This window comes from Paenibacillus sp. FSL H8-0280 (genome assembly GCF_045040665.1).
In the GTDB taxonomy this organism is placed as follows: Bacteria; Bacillota; Bacilli; order Paenibacillales; family Paenibacillaceae; genus Paenibacillus; species Paenibacillus xylanexedens_A.
Map to the genome: position 1 here is coordinate 3,591,677 of NZ_CP150296.1, position 25,103 is coordinate 3,616,779.

Below are 25,103 nucleotides of genomic sequence, written 5' to 3' on the forward strand. Positions count from 1 at the left end.
ATGTACGAACAGATTACGTCGATTATGGGAGAGACCGCGTCCAACTGCTTCGATATCATAGCACATGCTCCAGGGGCTGCCGGACGTCTGCCTTTAACGGATGATTTGCTGCGGAATGCTCCAAGCGGCGACTTGTTTGGCATGTCCCAGAATGTTGGAATGGGCTGGAAGCCCGGGGAATTGAACGGAAAACAATTTCTGATCTTAAGTACACAAGGTGGCATACGCAATGAAGACGGCAGCCCGGCAGCACTCGGTTACCATACGGGCCACTGGGAGGTCGGCCTGCTGATGAAGGCTGCCGCAGAAGAACTGTCAAGCCGGGGAGGAATCCCGTTTGCTGGATATGTCAGCGATCCCTGTGACGGCAGATCACAGGGGACAACCGGCATGTTTGACTCACTCCCGTACCGGAACGATGCCGCTATGGTATTTCGCAGACTGATTCGCTCGCTACCGACACGTAAAGGCGTGCTTGGTGTCGCCACTTGTGACAAAGGTCTTCCAGCGATGATGCTCGCACTTGCCGGCATGCCGCAATTGCCTGGTGTAATCGTTCCCGGTGGCGTCACACTTCCGCCTACCGATGGAGAGGATGCCGGTAAAATTCAGACCATCGGTGCACGGTACGTCAACGGGGAGCTTTCTCTGGAAATGGCTTCGGATTTAGGATGCCGAGCTTGTGCTACACCGGGAGGAGGCTGTCAGTTTCTAGGTACCGCGGCTACGGCCCAGGTTGTAGCAGAGGCACTGGGTATGACAGTGCCACATGCCGCGCTTGCACCTTCCGGGCAACCCATCTGGTTTGAAATGGCACGCCAATCGTCACGTGCACTCATCCATATGGAGTCTCAGGGGATGAGGATGGCAGACATTGTCACGGATGCATCCATTCGCAATGCGATGACCGTTCATGCCGCGTTTGGCGGATCGACCAATCTGCTTCTTCACATACCGGCGATTGCCCATGCAGCGGGTTTAACCGTACCCACGGTACAGGACTGGATACAGGTCAACAAAAATGTTCCGCGGCTGGTTAGTGCCCTGCCAAACGGACCGATCTTTTATCCGACCATACGTGTCTTTCAGGCCGGAGGTGTACCGGAGGTCATGCTCCACCTCAGACAGCTTGGTCTGTTGGATGACTCTGTACCAACGGTTACAGGTACTTCACTGGGTCAGGTATTGGACTGGTGGGAATCGTCGGAACGCCGTCATCTCATGCGGAAGCAGTTAAAAGAGCAGGACGGCATCGATCCGGACAGTGTCATCATGAGTGTTGAACACGCTCAGCGGCTTGGAATCTCTTCGACCGTAACATTTCCAACCGGGAATATCGCTCCAGAAGGTTCTGTCATCAAATCCACCTCTATTGATCCTGCTGTGCTGGATGAGCATGGCGTATACCGTCATCGCGGCAGAGCAAAGGTGTTTACCACTGAACGTGAGGCGATCCATGCGATTAAGACCGGAGGTATTCTGGCTGGCGACGTTGTTGTGCTTCTCGGGCGAGGTCCATCGGGAACCGGAATGGAGGAGACGTACCAGCTAACCTCTGCGCTTAAACATTTGCCTTTTGGCAAATACGTGTCACTGATTACGGATGCCCGGTTCTCCGGTGTTTCCACCGGAGCGTGTATTGGTCATGTTGGCCCCGAAGCGCTGGCAGGCGGACCGATTGGCAAACTGCGGAACGGAGACCTAATTGACATCGCGGTTGATCGTAACACGCTGGAGGGTAGCATTAACTTTGTCGGAGAAGGCGATCTGGAGTTTTCACCGGAAGAAGGTGCTCTCATCCTGGCACAAAGGTCCTTTCATCCCGATATGCGTCCTGATGAAGCTTTGCCGGATGATACAAAGCTCTGGGCTGCATTGCAATCGGTCAGCGGTGGGACTTGGAGAGGGAATATATATGATGTCGAGCGGATCGTAACCGCCCTGGAAGCCGGCAAAAAAGCGCTAGGCTGGTACTGATATCCACCTTTTGTGTATCTGTTGTTGTACAGATCATTACTTTCATACCGGAGGTTTCTTCCATGAATAAGATCAAGAAAATGATCACCAATCCCATCCTTCCCGGTTTCCATCCCGATCCGTCCATATGCCGAGCGGGGGAGGATTATTATATCGCCACTTCCACCTTTGAATGGTTCCCTGGTGTACGGATTCACCATTCCCGGGATCTGGTTCATTGGCGGCCAATCGCTTCTCCGCTGACTCGTGTAACGCAGTTGAACATGGAGGGCAACATTAATTCCGGAGGCGTATGGGCACCCTGTCTTAGTTACAACAACGGTGTGTTTTACCTGATCTACACCGATGTCAAAAGCCGGGTAGGCGCTTTTAAAGATACCCACAATTACCTTGTGACAGCAACGGATATCGAGGGCCCTTGGTCCGAACCGGTGTATCTGAACAGCAGCGGTTTTGATCCTTCCCTGTTTCATGATGAAGACGGACGCAAATGGCTGGTCAATATGATATGGGATCACCGTAAGGGCAACAACCGGTTTGCAGGCATCGTTCTGCAGGAATATTCCGTCCAGGAACATAAGCTGATCGGACCGGCCATGAACATATTTAAGGGAACAGAATTAGGCCTGACCGAAGCACCCCATCTGTACAAACACAAAGACTATTACTATCTCATTACGGCTGAAGGAGGAACCGGTTATGAGCATGCGGTTACCGCAGCACGTTCCCGTACGTTACAAGGCCCTTACGAGGTCGATCCTTCCAATCCGATCCTCACTTCATACGGCAGACCGGATTTAGCTCTGCAAAAGGCAGGCCATGGTAGTCTAGTCGAAACGCATACCGGCGAATGGTACATGGCTCATCTGGTCGGACGACCCGTTCATCACAAATATTGCATTCTTGGACGTGAGACCGCACTTCAGCCCTGTACGTGGAGCGAGGACGGCTGGCTCAGACTTGCGAGCGGTGACCGATATCCGGAGGTTCAGGTGCCTGCACCGATGATCCCGTCCCATCCGTTTGAGCCGATTGCTGAAATAGATCATTTCGATCACTTTGAGCTTCGGCATGATTGGAATACACTTCGCATTCCACCCGATTCGACTTGGCTCAGCTTGACGGAACGTCCCGGTTACTTACGCTTGCACGGCATGGAGTCGATGAGTTCAACGCACAGGCAAAGCATGATCGCACGAAGACTTCAGGCCTTGGAGTGTGAAGCCGAGACGTGTCTGGAATTTGCGCCGGACCATCCACAGCAAATGGCAGGATTGATTTTGTACTACGATACCCAGGATTATCTCTACTTACGTGTAACTTATCATGAAGAGAAAGGGCTCTGCCTGGGAATCATTCAGTCCAAATACGGGGTTTACGACGAACTACTGGAGGATATTCCGCTAGAGTTGGTGAGCTCGCTCCGTTTAAAGGCTGTGGTGGATCAAGATCGCGCCCGCTTTTATTATTCGTTAAATAGTGATTCATCCTGGAATACAGCAGGCGAGTGGGTTGATATCACACATCTGTCCGATGAATCTCCGGAGTATATCCGGTTTACGGGAACCTATGTCGGTCTTTGTGTGCAGGATCTAGGTGGAACCCGAAAACATGCCGATTTTGATTACTTTATGTATAAAGAGACAAAGCCTGCAGCTGGTGTATTGGAGAACATGTGACGGTCTTCCTGGAAGGAGCAGGCGACCATGAAATGAAAATGGGGAGTATAGCAGCAGAATAGAAGAATACATGCTCACAGAAGAAAATTGATCAGGGGATAGTGCGTGGCGGTAAGGCTGCGTGTGATCGTGACGATTCTGCTGGAGCTGGACTTCGAGACACCTCGTACATTAACATAGATGGAGTGAGTCAATGATCGGTACAGTAATGTACCGTTTTTTTGTGTTTAGGAAGATTGTTTTGAAATAGTACCTGATAGAGGTGATCAAGCATGAGTGATTATTCGATAAACCAACCGTATACAAGCTCCCGATCTGATATTCAAAATGTTCTGCGTGATTCTCGTCTGCCTGCTTTGATCTGGGGTATTCTGATTTATTTTTCTGCATTGTACTCCCAGCTACCGATGTTGCCCACATGGTTTGAATTTATGATGTTTACAGCCCTCATTCTGGTTCACATTCTGCTGCATTGGTATGCCGGATATGTTGTCGATCGAAGACCCTGGATTTATTTTGTGACACAAGGATGTATTGTCTGGGGGTGTGCGTTATTTATGCCTAATGCTCATTCTCTCATCTTTGTAAGTCTATTGACAGCTTTGGCGGGTCAGAGTATTGGCGTATACGCTCAACGGATGAAGGTGCTTCTGGTATGTATCTTTTACTGCACCTTGTTTTCTGTCTCCCTGGTTTGGCTCGGGACTACCGAGGATTTGCCATCTACAGTACCATCGCTCTTCTTCATCATGTTTTTCGTAATCGGCTATGCTGCTTTGTTCTATAAACAAGTTCGTGCCAAATTGCGGACCCAGTCGTTTTTACGTGAATTGGAACGAGCGCACAGGAAAGTGGAGGAGCTAACGATTGCCAATGAACGTCAAAGGATGGCCCGTGATTTACATGATACCCTTGCACAAGGGCTGGCAGGTCTGATCATGCAGCTTGATGCCGTGGATGCGCATTTAGAAAATGATAATAACCATCGTGCACACGAGATTGTTAAGTTGTCAAAAGCCCAAGCAAAGCGCACGCTTTCAGAAGCGAGAAGCGCAATTGACGACTTGCGTTCGTATTCTGCAGAGGTCATAGATATTTCTAAAGCAGTGAAGGAAGAGGTTGAACATTTCTCACATATAACAGGGATTCGTATTTTCACTCGATTATCGATGCCCCATCTGGTAGTGCCGAAGTTGATCTTCGAACATAGCTTACATATCATCCGAGAATGCTTGGCCAATACAGCTAAATATGCTAATGCTACGAATGTAGAAGTCGTGGTTGCTGCACGGGAAAACGAAATCGAGCTAAGCATAACGGATGACGGAATAGGGTTCGATACCAACCTCATCGAGAAACAATCCGGTAGTTATGGCTTAATTGGCTTATATGAACGAACCCGAATTATGGGCGGGGAGATCGAAATTGAAAGCGGAAAGCAGGGAACCAAAGTTTCTGTTCGCATTCCATTACAACAGGAGGACACCACCGTATGACAATCAAGATTCTTATCGTGGACGACCATTTTGTCGTTCGTGAGGGACTTAAGCTGATCCTGGAAACCAATCAAAGGTACGAGGTAGTTGCAGAAGCATCTAACGGTATGGAAGCGATTCGACGGGTAGATACTTACAAGCCGGACATTATTCTATTGGATTTAAACATGCCTGAAATGGGCGGCCTTGATACCATGACAGCGCTCAGAGCTAAAGGAATGGATATACCGATCATTATTTTGACTACATATAACGAGGATGAAATGATGATCCGCGGGCTGGCTTTAGGTGCTAAAGGGTATTTGCTAAAGGACACGGGAAGAGAGATGATATTTCGCTCGATTGATGCAGCAATGCGAGGGGAAACGTTGCTATTACCGGAGATCAGCGAGAAAGTATTCGCTCACAATGCATCAGGAAAGGCGAAAGAGTCCCCCTCATCGAAAATATCACTTACAAACAAAGAGCTGATCGTACTTCAAGCGATTGCCCGTGGAGCTCGAAGTAGAGAGATCGGCTTTGATATGGGAATATCCGAACGGACAGTAAAGACTCATTTAACGAGTATTTACACTAAATTGGGTGTAGATTCGAGACCGCAGGCCGTCGCTGTTGCGATAGAACGTGGAATATTACATTTATAATCAAACATTTCATAGATTTGCCCGATCGTACACTTGGGGATTGCCCTTTTGTACGATTTTTTATTTTTTTCCTCCGTTTATGATAGTTGCATGAATACAAATTGGAGGAAAAATGATGAAAAAAAGACTGACAACGATTCTGGCAACTCTTCTCTCACTGACCATGCTCTCCGCTTGCAGTAGCACTAATAGCGGCACTTCCACACAGGAGGAAATTCAGAAACCTGAAAATAACGTTGCTTCCGCACAGAATGAGTTTCCGAAACCGACGGGAAGTTATACGGTCGGACGTACACAGATGGACTTCAAGTACACAGCATCTAACCATTCAGAAAGAGAACTGACGGCATTATTTTTCTATCCGTCCGACAGCAATGAGGGCAAACCGACGGCAGAGTATGCATTTCCGGAGTTTCATTCACTAAGGGATGAGCTTTTGGTTAGATTAGGAGGAACGGCGGGTGGTGAGCAACTTTTTGATTCCAATTTCAAGACATGGTCTTACGACGATCTGGCCTTGTCTGAAAAGGAAAAACAATATCCGGTTTTATTCTTTGTTCATGGCGCTGGTGCTTACCCACAGCAAGGCACTTTGTTCGCACAAGACCTGGCAAGCGCTGGCTATATTGTAGTATCCATCGGCCATGCCGAAAGTGGTGTGTACAAACTTAAAGATGGACGAACGGTTGGGTTGTCAGAGAAATTTATGGACGAGGTAACGAAATACGGAATGGAAGCGGCCACCCTAACTCCACCTGAAATTGTGACTGAGAAGCTTGAGGAAGAAGAAGCAATTGAGATTGCTCGCAAATTAACTTCCGCGCCTGAAGCAGTCAAGTTTGCAAAATATGCCGTTTTACAGAGCGAGGATATTCGATATGTTGCAGATAACTTGTACAAAATGAATACAGGTGACATGGAATCCATGTTTGAAGGCAGATTGCAGCTTGATATCGGAATGGGTGTGTTCGGACATTCTTTTGGAGGAACGACAGCGGCAATTGTTAGCCGTGACGATGACCGATTTGTCGGCGCAGTAAATCTTGACGGTAATATGTTAGGTGCCTTGGATAGCGATTTTAAGAAACCTTTCATGCAGCTCAGCACCGTGCTTGCCTATAATACGAATGCATTTCTACTTGAATCCAACAGCAAGGACACCTACTTTGCCATTATTGATAATGTAGTCCATGGTGACTTCTCCGATTCCTTGTTTACAACTACGGATAAAGCATCCAGAGGAACCCGGGACGCGATGGAACAGCGCAACATTATCACTTCTTATACAAAGGCGTTCTTTGATAAATATATGTTGAAAAAGGAAACGGATATTGACAGCCTTACCTTTGACGGCGTAGAGATGATTAAAAAACCTCAAAAGCCTTAGTATTGATTTGCCTGAATTTCGGGAGGGTTTATTGCGTAATAAAAGGAGAGAACCGGGTGATCGGATTTAACTGCACGTGATTCAACTCTGATCTTGAAATTAAAATGATAAAGAGACCTTACTTTTGCTTTAAAACGTTAAGGTCTTTTTATCATTTGGGGAAATATATTTCGAAAGAGAGAATGATACATAACTTAAAATAGTTCATATTTAATAAGTTTTAATCATTGATTTGTTCAAGACTCACAACCGTTCTAATGGGTGGCGAGGGTTCTAGTTGGTCTAAGCCAGCAGTGATTCTTACTCTTTGCCCTACTTCAAATGTTTCATATGTTTCTCTATCAACCAAATAATACGAAGCTTCCTGGTCTCGTGCTAGTTCTATAAAATCCTCAAGATTTCCATTCTCCAGATCTTCCTTACTTATATTTTGTAGTACAAGAAATTTGTACTTGTCATTTTCATCTGTTTTAAATACTACAGTGCCCTCGAAAACTGGATAATTCACTTTCTCATCCTTGTTAGAACAGCCCGCAAGTATAATCATACTAATGAAGATAAATAATATTATTTTTTTCATAATAACCTCCTTGATTTGAAATAAAGTTTTCCCCTTGCTTTTAAGTATACCCTACATAAAAAAAGCAAATTATTACTAAAAGGTAATTCATACAAAAAAAGCATGAAACATGGCATGAGGATTCCTTTAAATAATAAGTCCCTAGAGTAGAAAAACAAAAAGAGGTCACGATGATGGATACCCTAAAATGGATTCAAAGCTGGTATTATGAAAACTGTGACGGTGATTGGGAACATTCATACGGTGTGCGAATTGATACGGTGGATAATCCTGGTTGGTCTGTCGAAATCGATTTGACGGATACATATTTAGAAGATGTACCATTTGATTCGATTGAAGAAGAGAGAAATGAAGAAGATTGGTTCTACTGTATCGTGAGAGAGGGAGTGTTTCACAGTGCAGGGGGAGCAAAAAATTTAGAAGAGATGCTTAATTGCTTTAAAAATTGGGCTTCAAGTTTGGATAAAAGTTAATAGTGTACTTACCATCGGGAGTAATCTAAGGAGAAAACCAGATGTATCTAAAAGAATTTAATTTGGATTTACCGTATATTGTAGATGATGAAAATATTGAATCTATAATGAAAAAACAAAAATGTGAGTCCAACGAAGCAACAAAATTAGATTATGCGTTGAATTGGAAATGGAAAAGACGCTCTTTTAGTTTGGAAACTCGCTGTATTACAGCGATGTATGAACGTCTATTTGGGAAATACAAAACGAAAGATTGTTGGAAAGTCCTAATAGAGTGTATAGAAAACATTACGGATGAACGTATTGTTAACGTTTCTGGTGTGTGTTCGGTACCGATCCAATTTAGTTTGAATGACTTTAATGAAAAAAATGAGTTGGAGAAAAAAAAGGCTACGCTTCGCCTGCTAATGGAGGGCATAGAGAAACTTGCTCTACGTAATAATTGGGAGGTTGATCCATTTAGGGAGATAGCTTTGCAAATAGAGGCGTTAGGTTATGTAAATGAATGGACTTGGAGAAAAACCGTAAAGAGTCCTAATAAGAAGTACAATGCTAAAGTCATATGTCATCATAACGTAGAAAGCATGGATATATTCCTATCTATTTTACAACGAGATGGTACGCAAGTACTTTTAGAGAAGGTCATATCAGAACAACCAGATGAATTCGCCTATGCTAAACATCTAGGTGAACTTACATGGGTATCTGATTTTGAAGTTGCTTTAATTAATAAAAATGGCACTGAACAATTTTCTGCAACCCTAGAGCATTAATTATTTTGCCGCTAGAAAACATTGTCCAGCTGGTGTTATAGTCCCTTTTATTATTAGGCATGCATTTATCTCGAGGTTTTTATTCCTCTCGTGTAAATGACATGCCCATTTTTTATTTGTACTGTAAATCCCTTGTAATTTTACGTCCCGTTGGTGTCTGGGCGAGGCCGCCGCCGGCTGTTTCGCGAAGAGATTCAGGCATGGCTGATCCAACCTCCAGCATGACCTGCACTACCTCATCCGAAGGGATGACGCTGCGTACGCCAGCAAGAGCCATATCGGCGGCTCCCAGAGCAGTAATTGCACCAAAGCCATTGCGCACGATGCATGGTATCTCGACCAATCCGGCTACCGGATCACAAATCAGGCCAAGGGTGTTTTTCAGAGCAAGTCCAACGGCATGAATCGCCTGAGAAGGGGACCCGCCCCGGATATCCACCAACGCCCCGGCTGCCATCCCGATGGCAGAACCCACTTCCGCCTGACAACCTCCTTCCGCACCAGATATGAACGAATTGTTGGCGATGACGTAACCAATGGCTCCAGACGCGAACAGTCCGTAAACCATTTGTTCATCGGACCACCCAAACCGTTCCTGGCTGCTAATAAATACACCGGGAATGATGCCGCAGGAACCCGCCGTCGGTGTAGCAATAATTCGACCCATCGAGGCGTTGACCTCAGAAACTGCAAGGGCGTAACTCATCGACAGACTGGCATGGTCGCCAAGTAAGGATTGTCCATCTGCGCGGTAACCCATCAGTTTGCGGGCATCTCCGCCAGTCAAGCCGCTTTTGGAAGTAGTATCGGTATGCAGACCTTGATGCACCGCACTTTTCATAATTTCATAGTATTCTTGCATTTGGTTGAAGACAGCATCCTTGTCTTCGCCCGATTCATGACATTGCTCTTCCAGCATGAGCTGGCCGAGGGTGAGATTACGGGTCTCCGCCAGTTCAGCAAGTTGTTTTAACGTTCGAAAATTCATTGGCGAAACTCCTTTTTTTGAGAAAGCTGAAGTCAGATATTTAAGCTAAAGACAGAGTAGAGTGACTTCCTGGACCTCTGGAATGACTTCGATCTGGCGGACCACGGCAGGATCCACCTTGCCATCACATTCTAGTACCATCATAGCTTCACCGCGCCGATTCTTTCGATCCACGGACATGTGTCCAATATTAATGTGATTATCCACGAGCAACCGAGTGACGATGGCAATGACGCCCGGTTCATCGCTGTGACGGATGATGAGTGTAGGATAGAGCGACGTCAATTTCAGGTTATAGCCGTTGATCCGGACGATTTCGATATTTCCTCCACCGATCGATGTGCCTACCATATTCAATGTACGATTTCCCGCAGCGTTGGTTAATGCAATCTCGGCCGTGTTCGGATGAGGGTACAGCCCCGTCCCCGGACGGATGATGGTTTCCATACCAGCAGTGTCTGCATGGGCAAATGCATCAGGCAATCCGGGGTCATCCGTGTCCATGTCCAGCAGACCACCCACGATGGCGGTGTCGGTTCCATGTCCTTTGTACGTTGCGGCAAAAGAACCAAACATGAGGATCTCAGCATGTGAGGGACACTCCCCGAACAGATGTCTAGCTGTACGTCCAATCCGTGCTGCTCCAGCGGTATGGGAGCTTGAAGGTCCAACCATGGCTGGACCAATAATAGAAAATACGTCTTTGAACCTCACGGTCTTATTCTCCCCGTTTCGGAGGTTGCACATCTGCCGGAACGAGACAGTCGTAGGATTCCCCACCGAGTCTGTCCAGTAATTCCTGCTGCGCTTCCTTGACGATCTCTGGATGTAAAATGGATTCAATGGCCGTAGCCGCCATCGCTTTAGCTGCGAGCAACATGCCTTTGTGAGCAAAGCTGCTCTTGCCCTGAGCAACGGTTTGCCATGCGTGAAGCGGCGTGCCAAAGGCCATCGTGGTCGTGATACATTGTGCTGTCGGCACATTCCAGCTAACATCTGCTACATCGGTTGAACCACCCATGAACGTTTCCCGCTCATCCGAATACGGAGCAATAAAATTTGGTAGGGGGCGTTCAGCCAAAAGCGGCGCAAGCTCAGGGCCAACTAACGCGCCAGCTTCCTGTTGGTTCTGTAGGGGCAGCGTCTCATAGATCGCTTTGGCATAATTGTATTCATCCTCTTCATACTCAGGTGCGCCGAAGGCAACGAGATGTTGATGCATTATTTTTTCAAGCGTACTGTTCGGAATCAGGTTGGCGCAGGCGCCTTCATATTTGAAGTCCATCGTTGTTTCGGTCATCAGGGCAGCCCCTTCGGCCACTTTCACCAGACGTTCAAACAGACTACGTACCTGTGCGCTCTTGGGAGCTCGAACGAGATAAGTGACCTCGGCTTCCGCTTGCACTACATTGGGAGCCAAGCCGCCTGAGTTCGTGATCGCATAATGAATTCTGGCCTGATCAATCATATGTTCACGCATATAGTTCGAACCGATATTCATCAGCTCAACCGCATCGAGAGCACTACGTCCCAGGTGAGGAGCGGCAGCGGCATGAGCACTAATGCCTTTAAAGGTAAATGTGCCGTGAATGACAGCATTGGAGCTTCCATGCATAACGGCATTCAAGGAATGAGGATGCCAGGAGAGAGCGGCATCTACATCTTTAAAATAACCTTCGCGAGCCAGATAGGTTTTACCATATCCACTTTCCTCGGCAGGACATCCGTAAAAGCGCACCGTTCCTGGGTTTTCCGGATGTTCCTGAAGATAGTCTTTGACCGCAACTGCAGCAGCCAATGCACCAATGCCGAGCAGATTATGCCCGCATCCATGACCGTTTCCACGCGGCTGAACAGGTTGATATGTGCTGATTCCGGCTTCCTGGCTGAGATCAGCCAGGGCATCGTATTCGCCCAATAGAGCAATAACGGGCAACCCCGAACCATAGGTAGCGATAAACCCGGTTTCCAATCCTGCCACACCTTTCTCAATCGTGAAACCTTCGGATTCCAGCATCCCCATAAGCAGCTCTGCTGATTGAAATTCATCGAAACGTGTCTCTGCAAAGCCCCAGATTTGGTCACTGGCATTGGTGAACATATCGCGTTTTCCTTCAATGGCTTCCGAGATATATTGGGTCAAATCTACAGTTGTAGTCATAATTCATAGCACCTCTTATTCGTTAAAATGGTTGTATTGTCGTATAGAACATGAACTAAATGTCGAAGTAACATGTGGTAGCAAACTCTTGTGTTTATACAGCTTTTGCTTGCATCTCAGTTGTGTTATCCTGATCCGAATTCGAACGACGAGAGAACATCAAGGTAATGGAGCAGATCAGAGCGAAAGCGATCAGCATCATAAAGGCGGTGGCATAAGATCCCCCGGAAGCTTCAACCAGGAATCCGATCAGCATCGGAGTCAGAAAACCTGCAAGCTGAGCTCCTGTGTTAATGAATCCATTGGCTGTTGCGACGACAGATTCGGGCATCGTTTTAAGGGACTTCGAAATGATCAGTGTTGAGATAAATCCGGCCATTGCCGTAACGATTGTCATGTACGTAATGAATGTGGTGATGCTGCCCGCGGAGCCCATCAGATACAGGAACAAGGCCACAAGTACACCGAACACGGAAGCGATAATTCGATCTTTGCCTGCCGGGATACGGTCAAGCACATAGCCGCTGAGAATCATGGTGAAAATGCTGACCAAAGCCGGAATGGCGGCGAGCAGTCCCATTTGAGTCATATCCAGTCCTCGGACATTGACCATGTACGTCGGCATCCAGGATTGAAGTCCCCAGTTCACTGCATAAATGCTGAAATAGCTGATGAACAAATTCCAGATCATGGGCGTCTTCAGGACGGTTTTCAGTGACGTTTTGGGTTGTTGGCTCGAACGGGAGTTCGCAAGTGCAGGCTTGGCGGGTTCTTTTAATAAAAAGAACATCAAGGCTGTGATGAGGATCCCTACCGCACCAATGATATAGAACAGGTTGCGCCAGCCAATAGTCACAAGGGCATGTCCGGTAAGAATCGGAGTAATTACCCCCATAATGGCTGCGGATGATAGCATAATGGACATGGCTCCACTGCGCTGATTAATGGGAAAGTTCGTGGCAATCGCCTTGGAACCGGAAGGGAAGAAGCTACCTTCTCCAATCCCAAACAGGAAACGAACAAAGATAAGAGAGAACAACGACCAGGCTGAACCCGTCAGAATAGTGAACACAGACCAGGAGAACAAGGAAACGAGAATAACTTTCCGATAACCGAAACGGTCGGCGAGTGCTCCGCCTGGAATTTGCATAATGGCATATCCGAGAAAAAAGCTGCTGAGGATAATTCCTTGTGCGGAAGCACCTAGGCCTAGATCCTGAGTAATGCCTACAATGGCATAGTTGATGACGAAACGATCCAGGTTGCCAAGACACCAGCCGAGAAACAAGAGAGTGAGAACAATGTACTTGAAGTGTTTACTGTGCATGATTTTAGACATCGCGTTACCTTCTTTCTCATCAAATGTTAACTAAATTTCTGTGTTGCTTTAAAGTTACATGATGTAGGGGTTTCAAGACAATGTATATCTCTGTATAATTATCTGAATCATGATGTGAAAACCTACATTGACAGGAGGCGGCTGCATTGAATGGAATCTTACATAAAATCATGCAAGAACGCTTGGGAAACTGCGATTATGAGGTGTGGATCAGCAGTAACTGGGCGGATTGGGTACTGATCGAAGCGATAGGCAGAAGAGAAAGTACACCGCCTTGTTTTGCGGAACAGCTTCCACTGCAACATCCCAAAGTAGAACGGGAATCAGAAGAAAATATGTTAGTTTTTCTTCCATACAATAACAATATATGTGTGGCTATCCGGGTATTTAAGAACTGGGAGTTTTCTGCGGAAGATTTAGTTACACTGTCGTCTTTACTTTACCCATACTATACGGAAGCTGTGGCAAGCAAGAATGAACGAGCCTTGAATGAAATCATGAACAGCATCAGGGATGTGACTCAACTTCTGGATCTGAACGAGTTGCTTGGACGGATTTTGGTAAGTGCATTATCGGTTATCCCTTATGAGTGCATAGGTGTGTTGTGGAGGTATGACCCTGCGATCGACGCGTTGACGGTCAAGGCAAGAGCAGGGGAGATGGGTGAAGGCATGCTGAGAATGAAACTGAAGCCAGGTGAAGGGATCATCGGGAACACCTTTAAGCGAGGTACACCAAAGCTCTACAACGGTTTATCTACAGTAGAAGACGACTTTGGCAATATGACATCGGAGAACAAATATCATCTGAATTCGGCGTATAATTTTCAAGATATAGGTTCAATTATTTCGGTGCCGATCAAGGTAGAAGGCCAATCGGATTGTGTGTTAATCGTTTATCAAAAAGGAAGGGTCCCGCTATTCACGGAGTCGGATGTGCGACTGCTGCAAAGCTTTGCAGATCAGGTTTCGATTGCGATCACCAATGCCAAACTGTACGAGAATCTGAGCAAACAGAACGAGACACTCATGAAACGGGATGAGATTCACTCCTCGCTTATGCGGCTTTCGCTGCAAAATAAGGGCGTGGTATCTATTGTTAACGAACTGACACGTGTTATTGGCGTACCGATGACCTTTGTGGATTTTATCGACAACGAATGGATTCCGAAACGCAGCAAAATCATGAATGGCTGGAATACAGAAAGTCTTCGCAGCTTATACGAATCCTTGCATCATCCAGATTATCTGACGTGTATCGAGGGAGAAGCCGACCGATCGTATCAATATCTGTATCCAATCGCTTCAGCCAATCAGTGCCTTGGTTATCTCATTATCCAGATGAACACAAAGCTTGAACCATTGCAGTTGATTGCGCTGGAGCAGGGAAGCTCCATTTTGGCCCTGGAATTGATGCGCAAACAGTCCCTGGCCGAATTTTATTTTAAAAAAACACAGCAATTTTTCAACGATTTGAGGCTCAGTCAGGATTCAGAGGATTATTGGCAGAAGTCCGGGGAGATCGGAATCGTTCCTTCAACCTCCATCGTGGTGGGACTGCTGGAGTTCGCGGAGTGGGTCAACCCTTCTACACTTAGCGCATTGTCTGTTCAATTGGTAGCTTATCTAAGAGACAAAATGCCAGCAGGCGCGCTGCCCATTGCGTTTGGCAATGAAAGACGAATTACAGTACTGCTTATGCTAAACGAGTCGCACAAGCCAGGCAAACTGGAACAACAGTTCAGCGCATTGCTGCCGGAGTGGGAACATCGTAATCATGTGAAATTGTTGGGGGGATTAAGTTCAGTGCGGTCTGGGGTTGATGCCATTAATACGGGATACCAGGAAGCGGACAAGGCGCTTGCATACCAGAAGACAAGAGGAGAACAGGGGACGATTCGATATACGGATATTGGTGTTAACCGGTTGTTTATCCGGCAACCGGCTGAGGATTTAAATGCATTTATGGCAGAGATATTTGAGCCGCTTCGGCCTGCCAAAGGGCAGACCGGCGGACTAGAGGAAACTCTCATGACGTATATGGCGTGCGGAAGTTCTGCGGTCCAAGCTGCGGCAGCACTTCATATTCATATCAATACTTTGTATCAGCGTATTCATAAAATCGAAGAGATTCTGGGCATGTCCCTGAGTAATCAGGAGCATCTGCTCCATCTGCAACTGGCCTGTTATCTAAGGCAGACATATCGTTCATCGTGATGTTCAAATCAACTTACTTGAGATCAAGATTCAAACGTGTTACCGACATAATGAAAAGAGTGAATATGCGTTTTGGTGAGTTCAATCACGTTTTTGATAAATGCCTCGCGTGATTCACGATATCCGCTTAATATCCAATTGTTCAACAGTCCAAAAAAACCGTAGGCGGTATAGTACTTGAAATAGTCCATGTTCACTGGGGAGTTGTTAATTGTCTCAAAGACAAATTGCTCCTGATAGATTTTGAGTATGGTTTGTGGAAAGCCTGTATGTAAACCAGGTAACGTATCATCGTATTGAATCAGTTCGAAGAAGTCACGGTGTTCGTAGATATAATCCACGATTTGAAAAGATTCGGCATCCAGCTTGTTTGTTGAAACCTTTTGACCGTGCCAATAGGGTTTGCCTACTGCGCCCCTCAATCCTTCGAGTGTCATACTCAACAACTCTTCGGCGAGAATATATTTATCCTGGTAGTGTAAATAAAATGTGCTGCGATTATAACCCGCCTGATCAACGATGTCTTTGACAGAAACACCATGGAATCCTTTTTTCTTAATGAGCTGAATCAGAGCGGTTTTTAGGTGCTCCTTGGTTCGATTACGATGTTGAGATGTCACAATAAGTTCATTATTCATTCAAAAAAACTCCTATAAATATAGACATAGTTTTATAAAGTGTCTACGAGGTAGACACTTGGTCACATCTTAATGATTGGATTGTTACAATTTTAAGCATAGAATTAGTTTTGTAAACATCATATAGCACTATTTATATAGGCGCTATTCAAAATATTATACTGGGGGATTTATTCATGGGCAAACTTCAAGATAAAGTTGCAGTCATCACAGGAGGAGCATCCGGGATTGGTGCAGCGACAGCTCGCTTATTCGTTTCCGAAGGAGCTAAAGTGGTATTGGTGGATCTGAATGAAGAGAAAGGCAAGGCGTTTGAGCAGGAACTGAAAGCGCTTAAAGCAGAGGCTCTCTTTATTAAAGCAAACATAACAAGTGAAGAAGAGGTTGCTGAGATTTTCAAACAAACCGTAGAAACATTTGGTCAAGTGGATATCGTATTCAACAATGCGGGAATCGGACGTGTTCATCCGACGCATGAGCTTGATTATACCGAATGGCGCAATACGGTCAATGTTGATCTGGACGGCGTATTCTTGGTTGCGCGTGAATCGATCCGCGAAATGCTGAAAATTGGCGGAGGCACAATCGTCAACACAGCGTCCATGTACGGTTGGGTTGGTTCGCCTGGATCAGCAGCCTACAATGCAGCTAAAGGCGGCGTTGTGAATCTGACTCGTTCCCTCGCGCTGGAGTATGCTGAGCAGAATATTCGGGTGAACTCCCTTTGCCCAGGCTTCATCGATACACCGATTATCCCGGAAGAGAGCAAGCAAGCACTTTCTGCGGCAACACCAATGAAACGTCTGGGTCAAGCAGAAGAGATGGCGAAAGCCGTTCTATTCCTAGCTAGCGACGATTCTTCATATATGACAGGAAATAGCCTGATCATAGACGGAGGATACACCGCTCAATAAGTGCAGCAGTATCGAAGTACACAAGAAAGAATATAGTTCCATTAAAAGTCGCTATTCTAGCGGCTTTTTTTGTTTTATTGGTACAAGAGCAGTTCCCGAGCCAAGGACAACTAGCAAACAGCGAGTTTAGCTATTCATAATAGATGGCCTCGTAAGGAAACTCTAGCTTATTCATGCGATATTCTTTGGGAGACATGGACATATATTGACGGAAAACTTTGCCGAAATAGCTGGGACTCTCAAAGCCGCATTGTTGACCAATTTGGGAAATCGGAAGTTCCGTTGTACGTAGTAATCGTACTGCAACCTCAATGCGTCTGTCTTTGAGATAGGCTAACGGTGATGTTTTCTCGGATTTCTGAAATAACCTGCACAAGTAGTGTTTATTGATATCACAATGACTGGCCAGCAGATCCAGTGTCAAAGGGGAGGCATAATTCTCTCGAATGAACTTTTTACATTTTTCAATCGTTGTTATGGATAAGGCACCGATATCCTTCTCCGCATCTCGACTCGTCTGTACCAAGATAAGCAACCACCGATAGACTTGCATGGACAAGCGATACTTGTCCGTAACTTTCTCTTGATGAATCAAATGGATAATTTGCCATAACTCTTGAATCAAGGGAGAGTCCGCGTTTCGTCGAATGACATGTCCCTCATTATCATGGATCATATCCCAAATTCGGTTAGCTTCATCCCCGCGAATGTTGATCCATATAAATTCCCAGGGTTCGTTGTTCTCTTGTTTATAGTAATAGCAATGTTCTCCAGAGATTTTAACAAGTAGGGCATGTCCTTTTGGTAAAGGAATCGTTTGATTTTCAATATCCAGATAACCCTGACCATTAAGTGTGTATTGAAAAACGACGTGCCCCGGGTCCGGTCTATCATCACTTGGACAACGATATTCTTCGCTAGAAACGATCTGCCATCCAATAGAGTCAAGTGTCATGATTGATGTATCGTCATTACGAAAAGCATAAGAAACCGTATGAACCATCGTTTCATCTCCTTCCTAAAAAAGTCAATTATTTTATATAATACGTCACATTTTTTAGATTGTCTGTCTTTTTTTAGACCTGTAAGATAAATGTAAGCGGTAACATAAAGAGGAGGTGGCTGTAAATTGTGTTCATTTGACAACAAACAGGGCAGGATCGAACTGATGATTCTAAAAATGAATTCTTAGATAAGGAGGAGTTAATCGAATGATCCGAAGAACTGTTTCCATCCAGAAATCGATGTTTGTATCTTTTTTAGCACTCCTTATGGTTATTTCACTGGCTGTTCCTCCGGCACCGATGCGTGCAGAGTCATCATCAAACGGCCTGCCGGGTCGCCAAGCAGAATACCTGAACCGGGGTTTGGTTGCGGTTCTTGTAGACAACGGCGTTTTTTTAAGCTGGAGGTATTTAAACAACGACCCAGATGATATCGCTTTCAATATATATAAAAATGGAACCAAAGTGAACGCATCACCCATAAGCGATGTGACGAACTATGTGGACACCACTGGTTTCGACAGCTCGCAATATCAGATCTCCACCGTTATTGCAGGCAAAGAGCAAATGCAACCGGAGGTTGTATCAGTCTGGCATAACGATTATCTGCCTATTCCGCTCGATAAACCGGCTGATGGCCGGACTAAGGATGGTGGAACCTACTCTTATTATGCAGGTGACGCGTCCGTGGCTGACTTGGACGGAGATGGCGAATATGAGATCGTCTTCCTGTGGAGTCCAAGCAATTCCAAGGACAACTCGCAGGCCGGTTATACCGGCAACGTCTATATCGATGCGATCAAACTGGATGGCACAAAGCTGTGGAGGATTGACCTGGGAGTCAATATTCGCGCTGGAGCGCATTATACACAGTTAATGGTGTATGACCTGGATGGCAACGGAAAAGCCGAGGTTGTTGTGAAAACGGCGGACGGCACGAAGGACGGCCAAGGCACAGTCATTGGTGACGGGACGAAGGATTATCGCAACGACGGCGGATACATACTGTCAGGGCCGGAATATCTCACACTGTTTAACGGTGAGACTGGCGCGGCTGTATCTACTGTGAATTATGATCCACCAAGAGGCAACGTCAACGATTGGGGTGACGGCTATGGCAACCGTGTAGACCGGTTCCTTGGCGCCATCGCTTATCTGGACGGTACGAAGCCAAGTGTCGTGATGAGCCGGGGTTATTATACCCGCACAGTGCTTGTTGCTTATGATTATGTTGGCGGGGAACTCATCAAGCGCTGGACGTTCGACACGAATGAAGCAGGAGCACAATATCAATCACAGGGCAACCATAATCTAAGTGTGCTGGATGTCGACAAGGACGGCAAGGACGAAATTATGTTTGGCGCCTTGGCCATTGATGATGATGGCAGCTTGCTGTACAGCACTGGACTCGGCCACGGTGATGCCATGCATGCCGGCCAGCTCGATCCAAATCGAGAGGGGTACCAGGTCGTAAGCGTGCATGAACATTCGGATGCGGCATACGGATTGGAGATGCGCAATGCGGCAACAGGTGAAATCCTCTGGGGTGAGAAAACAGGTTTTGACACCGGTCGCGGGATGTCGGCGGACATTGATCCGAACTATCCAGGTTACGAATCATGGGCAACGACCGTTACCAACGGTCAAAGTGTACCTGTAACCAATACCTATTCAGCAGCCGGAGAGGCTATCTACACTGTGGAAGAAGGGCCCAAAACCGCCAATTTCGCCATCTGGTGGGATGGAGATCTTCAGCGTGAGCTCTTGGACCATGAGTGGGATAATAGCACAGCCAAAGGAATTCCGCTCATCTATAAGTGGGATTACCAAAACAAAAAGCTGAATGAAATCTTCCGGGCAACCGGTACGTTAACGAACAACCATACCAAAGGCAATCCGGCAATCCAGGCGGACATTCTGGGCGACTGGCGTGAGGAACTTCTGCTGCGGAGCGAAGATAGTTCGGAGTATCGTCTCTACACGACGACCATTCCTTCAGACTATCGCATCCCTACGCTGATGCAGGATCCTGTGTATCGACTTGGCGTAGCCTGGCAAAATGTAGCCTACAACCAGCCGCCTCATACCGGTTTTTATCTTGGAGCGGAAGCTACAGCATTCCCTAAAGCCGACTTGGCGCTGACTCGCGAAGCTGAAATGCTGGAGCCGGTCTACCGTTTTAATTTCGGTACAGAGACTGCGCCAGGAAGTACGAACATACAGGATACGCTCTACGCACAAGATCCGGGATATGGGTTCAAGGATACAAGTGGTGTTACGGTAGGGGCAAACCAGGTTTCGGTTGCGACAGGCACGACATTTGCCGTTGATCTGCCAAATGCCAACTATAAGGTGACGCTGCGATTGGGCGATGATGCAAATGACTCGAACGTTGGAGTTAAATCTGAATTCGTCCAGAAGCTCGCCGTAACCAATGTGACAGCAGGAGCACCACTGGAGTATTCCTATGATATTGCTGTGGTGGATGGACAGCTCGATCTTCTCTTCACGGGTACAGCCATAGACATCCAAGACGTCATCATCGATAAATATCCAGTGAAAGCGGCTGGTGCGGCAACAACGATCTATATGGCTGGTGATTCAACCATGCAATCTTACAGTGAAGCGCAGGCTCCTCAAGAAGGATGGGGCCAGCAGTTCGGACGTTATTTCTCCAATGGGGCAGTGGTCGTGAACGATGCGATTGGTGGCCGAAGCAGTAAATCCTTTATGGTAGACGGTCGTCTCGATACGATCCTGCAGCGAATTAAGCCAGGGGACTTCTTCTTCATTTCCTTTGGTCATAACGACGCCAGTGCAGGGATACCGGACCGGTATGCATCACCAGAGGATTATAAGATCTACTTAACTCGATATGTAAACGGTGCCAAACAGCGCGGCGCTACACCCGTATTGCTCACTCCGGTTGGACGCAGAGACTTTAACACGGTGACTCAAGAGTTCAACGTCAGCTTCCCGGCATATGTGCAGGCTGCCAAAGAATTGGCAGAAGAGCTTGACGTGCCGCTGATTGATCTGAGCAAGTTAAGTATTGCGTACTACGACAAAATTGGTAATACCGCTACGGAAAAAGTATTCCTATATGCTAATCCGGGTGAATATCCAAAATACCCGAATGGAATCAACGATAATACCCATTTCAGCAGCTATGGTGCACAGAAAATTGCCGGACTCGTTGCTGGTGCGGTCAAAGACATGGAGCTGAGTATCTCATCGCTGGTCATTGACCCGGATATTACCGAGCCAGAACCAGAGCCAGAAACCCAGCTCTATGAGGAGGATTTTGAAGGCGACGCTGCCAACTACCAGTATGCGATGGTCAATGCTACCGGAATAGCGGGAACCATGGCGGGAACGGTAGTTGAACAGTCCGGAAATAAGGTACTGTCCGTCACAGGGTCCGGATCGGGCAATCGAGCCAAGGTGTTCCGTCTGTTTGATGCCGTAAACGGCGATCAGGTGAATGTGAACTTTGACTGGCAATCCGGTAATGTGAGTGCCTATCCGTCAGAAGGTCATCTTACGGTCCAGGATTCGAACGAAAATGCCCTTTTCACGCTGTTTACGAAAACTGGAAGCACCAAAATTCATTATTTCGTCGGTGCGTATAACCCAGACTACGGCACAGGGGATACAGCCATACCTGAAGGGGGAACGGCTACAGATATTTCCAAGAACCAGTGGGTCAATGTGGAGGCTACCGTTAATTTTGCCGAGAAAACACTTGATCTGACATTAACGAACCTAGCGAATCCGACACTTACACAAACGATTCAAGATATCCCACTGAGTTCCGCCGCATATGCGGACAACGTCAGATCCATGCGGTTCCTGGGCACGAGAAAAGGTGGTGGAGGCACGTTGAACTGGACTACCCAGATCGACAACGTGCGAATTGAAGGCACTCAGCTCTCTTCGGAGGGTGGCGATCAGACTGCATTGATCGCTCTGTACGATGAGATCAAAGCACTTGATCTGTCGAATTATACAGAAGCATCCCAAGCTGTAGTGAACCGGGCTTTGGCAGCTGCGGAAGCGATATTCAACACGGAAGCCACCCAAGCTCAAGTTGACCATGTGTTTAATATGTTAACAGTCGCGAAGGATTCATTGACAAGTGCACCGAGCGAAGAGATAAGCGAATACAAATTTGACTTTGGTTCTGGCGGCGCAGCCGACGGATACATCAAAGTAGATGCCAAAAGAGCATACATTGAAGGCAATAGGTACGGCTTTGCTGATACTGCGCTGACCAAAGATGAGAACCGGGAAACCGGAGATTTGCTCAAGGAAGATTTCACACGAGTAAACGGTACCTCTTTCCTCGCGGAAATGGAGCCGGCGAATTACCGGGTAACGATGACCATCGGGGATGCGGAGGAATCGACCAGCGCAAATGTTGTTGTAGAGCAGATGACAAAACTGCCGCTGACAAGCATTGTCAAGGGCGAATTCAAAGAAATCACGTATGACATTGCCCTGATCGATGGGGTATTTAACTTCAATTTCACCGGAAATGCACCGAAGATCAATGCGTTGAAGCTGGAGCGTCTGCCAGATCACAGTGCAAGTGATAAACCTGTTATTTATTTGGCCAGCGATTCCACTGTGGCTAATTACGCGGAAAACTATCGTCCGCAAGCAGGCTGGGGAGAAACATTGGGTGGATTTTTTGATCCAAATGAAGTCAGTATTGATAACCGGGCAGTTGGAGGTTTGAGCAGCAAAACCTTCCTGGTCGGCGGATATCTCAACGATATTTTACTCGACATTCAAGAAGGCGATTATCTGTTCATGCAGTGGTCGCATAATGATTCCACACCTTCACGTCCAGAGCGTTATCTTACACCAGAGCAATTTAAGGTATATCTAAAAGAATACATTAACGGTGCTCTTCAAAGAGGGGCAATTCCGGTTCTGGTCACGCCAGTGAATCGTCGTGATTTTACCGGAGAAGTGCTGAACAAAAGCTTCCCGGAATACGTACAGGCGATGAAAGAAACGGCGCAGGAAACGGAAACACTTATCATCGATCTGAACCAAGCCAGTTGGGAGCATTTCCAGGAGCTTGGCACTGAAGGAACCAAATCGATATTCATGTGGGTAGGCACAACGGAAGACAATACACATTTGCAGATGAATGGCGCAATCAAGGTGTCTGAACTCGTGGCACGACTTGTAAAGGAATTGAATATTCCGCTATCTGATTTGGTTACGTTGGAAGGAGAAACTCCGGAGCAGGAAGCCCCGCATACTAAGGCAACTGTGGAAGGAGAATTGCAGAACGGCTGGTATACTTCTCCGGCACAAGTAACCTTCACAGCAAGCGATGAAGATTCCGAAATCGAAGGGACCTATTATAAAATTAATGGTGGCGAAACGGTGAGTGGCACACAGTTGACCCTAACTGAAGAAGGTACACATACCATCACCTACTGGAGTGTCGATGTTGACGGCAACAAAGAGAGTGAACAGTCATTGTCCATATCGATTGATCTCGTACCTCCAACCATTGAAATTCATGGTCAAACCGAGTACACCATTGATCAGCATGTGGAAATTGGCTATACAGCCTCCGATTCGGTATCCGGTGTGGAAGAACCGGAGGGTGTGCTTCTCGACACTCCTGCGTATACACTGGAACCCGGTCTGAACCAGGTTACGGCAACGGTCTCTGATTTGGCTGGCTGGGAACAGACGGTAGAATATCGTTTTGGCGTTATTGCTACATTCGACAGCCTAATTAATCTGACCAACACCTTTGCTGATGAATCGATCGATCCTAATGCTGGTGTTCTTGCTGATCAGCTCACAAACACATTACAGCAGGCCAAACAGGCAGCAAACGATCGTGAAGGAGCAAAAGCGCGTCAATTGCTTGCATCCTATGGTAATGACGTTCAAGCAGCTAGAGGAACCGTATTTACGGATGAGCAGGCAAGTGTTCTGATTAAGTGGGAGGAATGGCTCCATAAGACAACGCCACTAGCAAACGGTGCCCCTGGCACTCCGGTGTTATCTGATAATAATGGTTACGACACGGGGCTCAAAGACGGAGACTATACAATCACGATGAATCTGTGGTGGGGGAATAACGGCAATCAGTTCAAGCTGTATGAGAATGGTGAATTGATTAAGGAAATTTCTCTGGTCGATCAATCCCCGTCCGCCCAATCTGTTCAAGTTGATATTACTGGAAAGAAAAATGGCACCTATATCTATACTGGAGAATTGATCAATGCACTGGGTTCAACCATGAGTGTTCCGCTGACAGTCATCGTCACGGATGCTTCCCCCGGGCAAGCTGTTCTGTCGAACGACAACTGGGACGGTGACGGCAACTATAATGTCACCATGAATCTGTGGTGGGGAACAAACGCAACCGAATACGAACTTTACGAAAATGGTGTATTGATTGACACACAATCGCTGCAATCTCATTCGCCTGCTGCACAGTCTGCGGTTACCTCAATCTCTGGAAGGATACCTGGAATCTACGAGTATGAAGCTGTACTTCGTAATTCTTCAGGGGAAACCAGATCACACAAATTAAATGTGACGGTACGAGAGTAGACTGAAATGTGTGAGCATTCCATTAACAAGAAGTAATTACAACTGAAGTAAAGTACGCATATAAAAGTGCTATTCCTCATCATTTTGAGGAGTAGCATTTTTTATATACGCACAATATGAAAGCGTTTGACTTATTTGAATATCAATCTATAATGATGAAAGGAAATTGGACTTGGACGAGGCCTATGGAGAAAGATAACCGGCATAGCTGTATGTATATTCACAGCAAGCTTCCATACG

Annotated in this window: 17 protein-coding genes; 10 read left to right on the forward strand and 7 right to left on the reverse strand. The window is 46.6% G+C overall.

The window, feature by feature from the left end; translation table 11 throughout:
• The 5 genes from MHI12_RS15895 (at position 1) to MHI12_RS15915 (ending at position 7,183) form a co-directional block, all read left to right on the forward strand.
• Positions 1–1,977, forward strand: a complete 1,977-nt coding sequence (locus MHI12_RS15895; RefSeq protein WP_405169676.1) for a YjhG/YagF family D-xylonate dehydratase — start codon at positions 1–3, stop codon at positions 1,975–1,977.
• A gap of 62 nt (positions 1,978–2,039) precedes the next feature.
• On the forward strand, positions 2,040–3,656 hold the full coding sequence (locus tag MHI12_RS15900) for a glycoside hydrolase family 43 protein (protein WP_405169677.1): 1,617 nt from the start codon (positions 2,040–2,042) through the stop codon (positions 3,654–3,656).
• Positions 3,657–3,928: 272 nt separating this feature from the next.
• Complete coding sequence (locus tag MHI12_RS15905) at positions 3,929–5,152, forward strand: sensor histidine kinase (RefSeq protein ID WP_405169678.1); 1,224 nt, start codon at positions 3,929–3,931, stop codon at positions 5,150–5,152.
• The gene (locus MHI12_RS15910; RefSeq protein ID WP_405169679.1) at positions 5,149–5,796 is read left to right on the forward strand and encodes a response regulator; all 648 of its coding nucleotides are present in this window, start codon (positions 5,149–5,151) and stop codon (positions 5,794–5,796) included. Before MHI12_RS15905 ends, MHI12_RS15910 begins: the two co-directional genes overlap by 4 nt.
• Before the next feature lie 112 nt (positions 5,797–5,908).
• Positions 5,909–7,183, forward strand: coding sequence for a choline esterase (locus tag MHI12_RS15915; protein ID WP_405169680.1), 1,275 nt, complete (start codon positions 5,909–5,911; stop codon positions 7,181–7,183).
• Positions 7,184–7,403: 220 nt separating this feature from the next.
• On the opposite strand, the gene MHI12_RS15920 is transcribed toward MHI12_RS15915, so the two are convergent.
• Positions 7,404–7,763 (reverse strand): DUF3221 domain-containing protein, encoded by a 360-nt coding sequence (locus MHI12_RS15920; RefSeq protein ID WP_405169681.1) that lies wholly within the window; start codon positions 7,761–7,763, stop codon positions 7,404–7,406.
• A 170-nt stretch (positions 7,764–7,933) separates the two neighbouring features.
• Between MHI12_RS15920 and MHI12_RS15925 the strand changes: the two genes are divergently transcribed.
• Both MHI12_RS15925 and MHI12_RS15930 read left to right on the forward strand, forming a co-directional pair.
• On the forward strand, positions 7,934–8,236 hold the full coding sequence (locus MHI12_RS15925) for an immunity 53 family protein (RefSeq protein WP_405169682.1): 303 nt from the start codon (positions 7,934–7,936) through the stop codon (positions 8,234–8,236).
• A 41-nt stretch (positions 8,237–8,277) separates the two neighbouring features.
• Complete coding sequence (locus tag MHI12_RS15930; protein WP_405169683.1) at positions 8,278–9,009, forward strand: hypothetical protein; 732 nt, start codon at positions 8,278–8,280, stop codon at positions 9,007–9,009.
• A gap of 112 nt (positions 9,010–9,121) precedes the next feature.
• Here the strand turns inward: MHI12_RS15930 and sdaAA are convergent, their stop codons facing one another.
• The 4 genes from sdaAA to MHI12_RS15950 all read right to left on the reverse strand — a co-directional run bounded on the left by sdaAA (position 9,122) and on the right by MHI12_RS15950 (position 13,497).
• Positions 9,122–9,997: an L-serine ammonia-lyase, iron-sulfur-dependent, subunit alpha gene (gene sdaAA, locus MHI12_RS15935; protein WP_405169684.1), complete on the reverse strand. Its 876-nt coding sequence runs from the start codon at positions 9,995–9,997 to the stop codon at positions 9,122–9,124.
• Between the two features lie 45 nt (positions 9,998–10,042).
• Positions 10,043–10,711: an L-serine ammonia-lyase, iron-sulfur-dependent subunit beta gene (sdaAB, locus tag MHI12_RS15940; protein ID WP_340914556.1), complete on the reverse strand. Its 669-nt coding sequence runs from the start codon at positions 10,709–10,711 to the stop codon at positions 10,043–10,045.
• Positions 10,712–10,715: 4 nt separating this feature from the next.
• Positions 10,716–12,158: a M20 family metallopeptidase gene (locus tag MHI12_RS15945; protein ID WP_405169685.1), complete on the reverse strand. Its 1,443-nt coding sequence runs from the start codon at positions 12,156–12,158 to the stop codon at positions 10,716–10,718.
• A 94-nt stretch (positions 12,159–12,252) separates the two neighbouring features.
• Positions 12,253–13,497 (reverse strand): MFS transporter, encoded by a 1,245-nt coding sequence (locus MHI12_RS15950; RefSeq protein ID WP_405169686.1) that lies wholly within the window; start codon positions 13,495–13,497, stop codon positions 12,253–12,255.
• Between the two features lie 146 nt (positions 13,498–13,643).
• Here MHI12_RS15950 and MHI12_RS15955 point away from each other — a divergent pair, with 146 nt between their 5' ends.
• Positions 13,644–15,713: a helix-turn-helix domain-containing protein gene (locus MHI12_RS15955; RefSeq protein ID WP_338586888.1), complete on the forward strand. Its 2,070-nt coding sequence runs from the start codon at positions 13,644–13,646 to the stop codon at positions 15,711–15,713.
• A 23-nt stretch (positions 15,714–15,736) separates the two neighbouring features.
• Here the strand turns inward: MHI12_RS15955 and MHI12_RS15960 are convergent, their stop codons facing one another.
• Positions 15,737–16,351 (reverse strand): TetR/AcrR family transcriptional regulator, encoded by a 615-nt coding sequence (locus MHI12_RS15960; RefSeq protein ID WP_076253168.1) that lies wholly within the window; start codon positions 16,349–16,351, stop codon positions 15,737–15,739.
• 176 nt (positions 16,352–16,527) lie between these two features.
• On the opposite strand from MHI12_RS15960, the gene MHI12_RS15965 reads away from it, so the two are divergent.
• Entirely contained in the window at positions 16,528–17,265 is a 738-nt protein-coding gene (locus MHI12_RS15965) for an SDR family NAD(P)-dependent oxidoreductase (protein WP_405169687.1), read from the forward strand.
• A 130-nt stretch (positions 17,266–17,395) separates the two neighbouring features.
• On the opposite strand, the gene MHI12_RS15970 is transcribed toward MHI12_RS15965, so the two are convergent.
• Entirely contained in the window at positions 17,396–18,268 is an 873-nt protein-coding gene (locus MHI12_RS15970) for an AraC family transcriptional regulator (RefSeq protein ID WP_074095228.1), read from the reverse strand.
• Positions 18,269–18,476: 208 nt separating this feature from the next.
• Between MHI12_RS15970 and MHI12_RS15975 the strand changes: the two genes are divergently transcribed.
• Complete coding sequence (locus tag MHI12_RS15975) at positions 18,477–24,863, forward strand: GDSL-type esterase/lipase family protein (RefSeq protein ID WP_405169688.1); 6,387 nt, start codon at positions 18,477–18,479, stop codon at positions 24,861–24,863.
• Positions 24,864–25,103 lie beyond the last annotated feature (240 nt).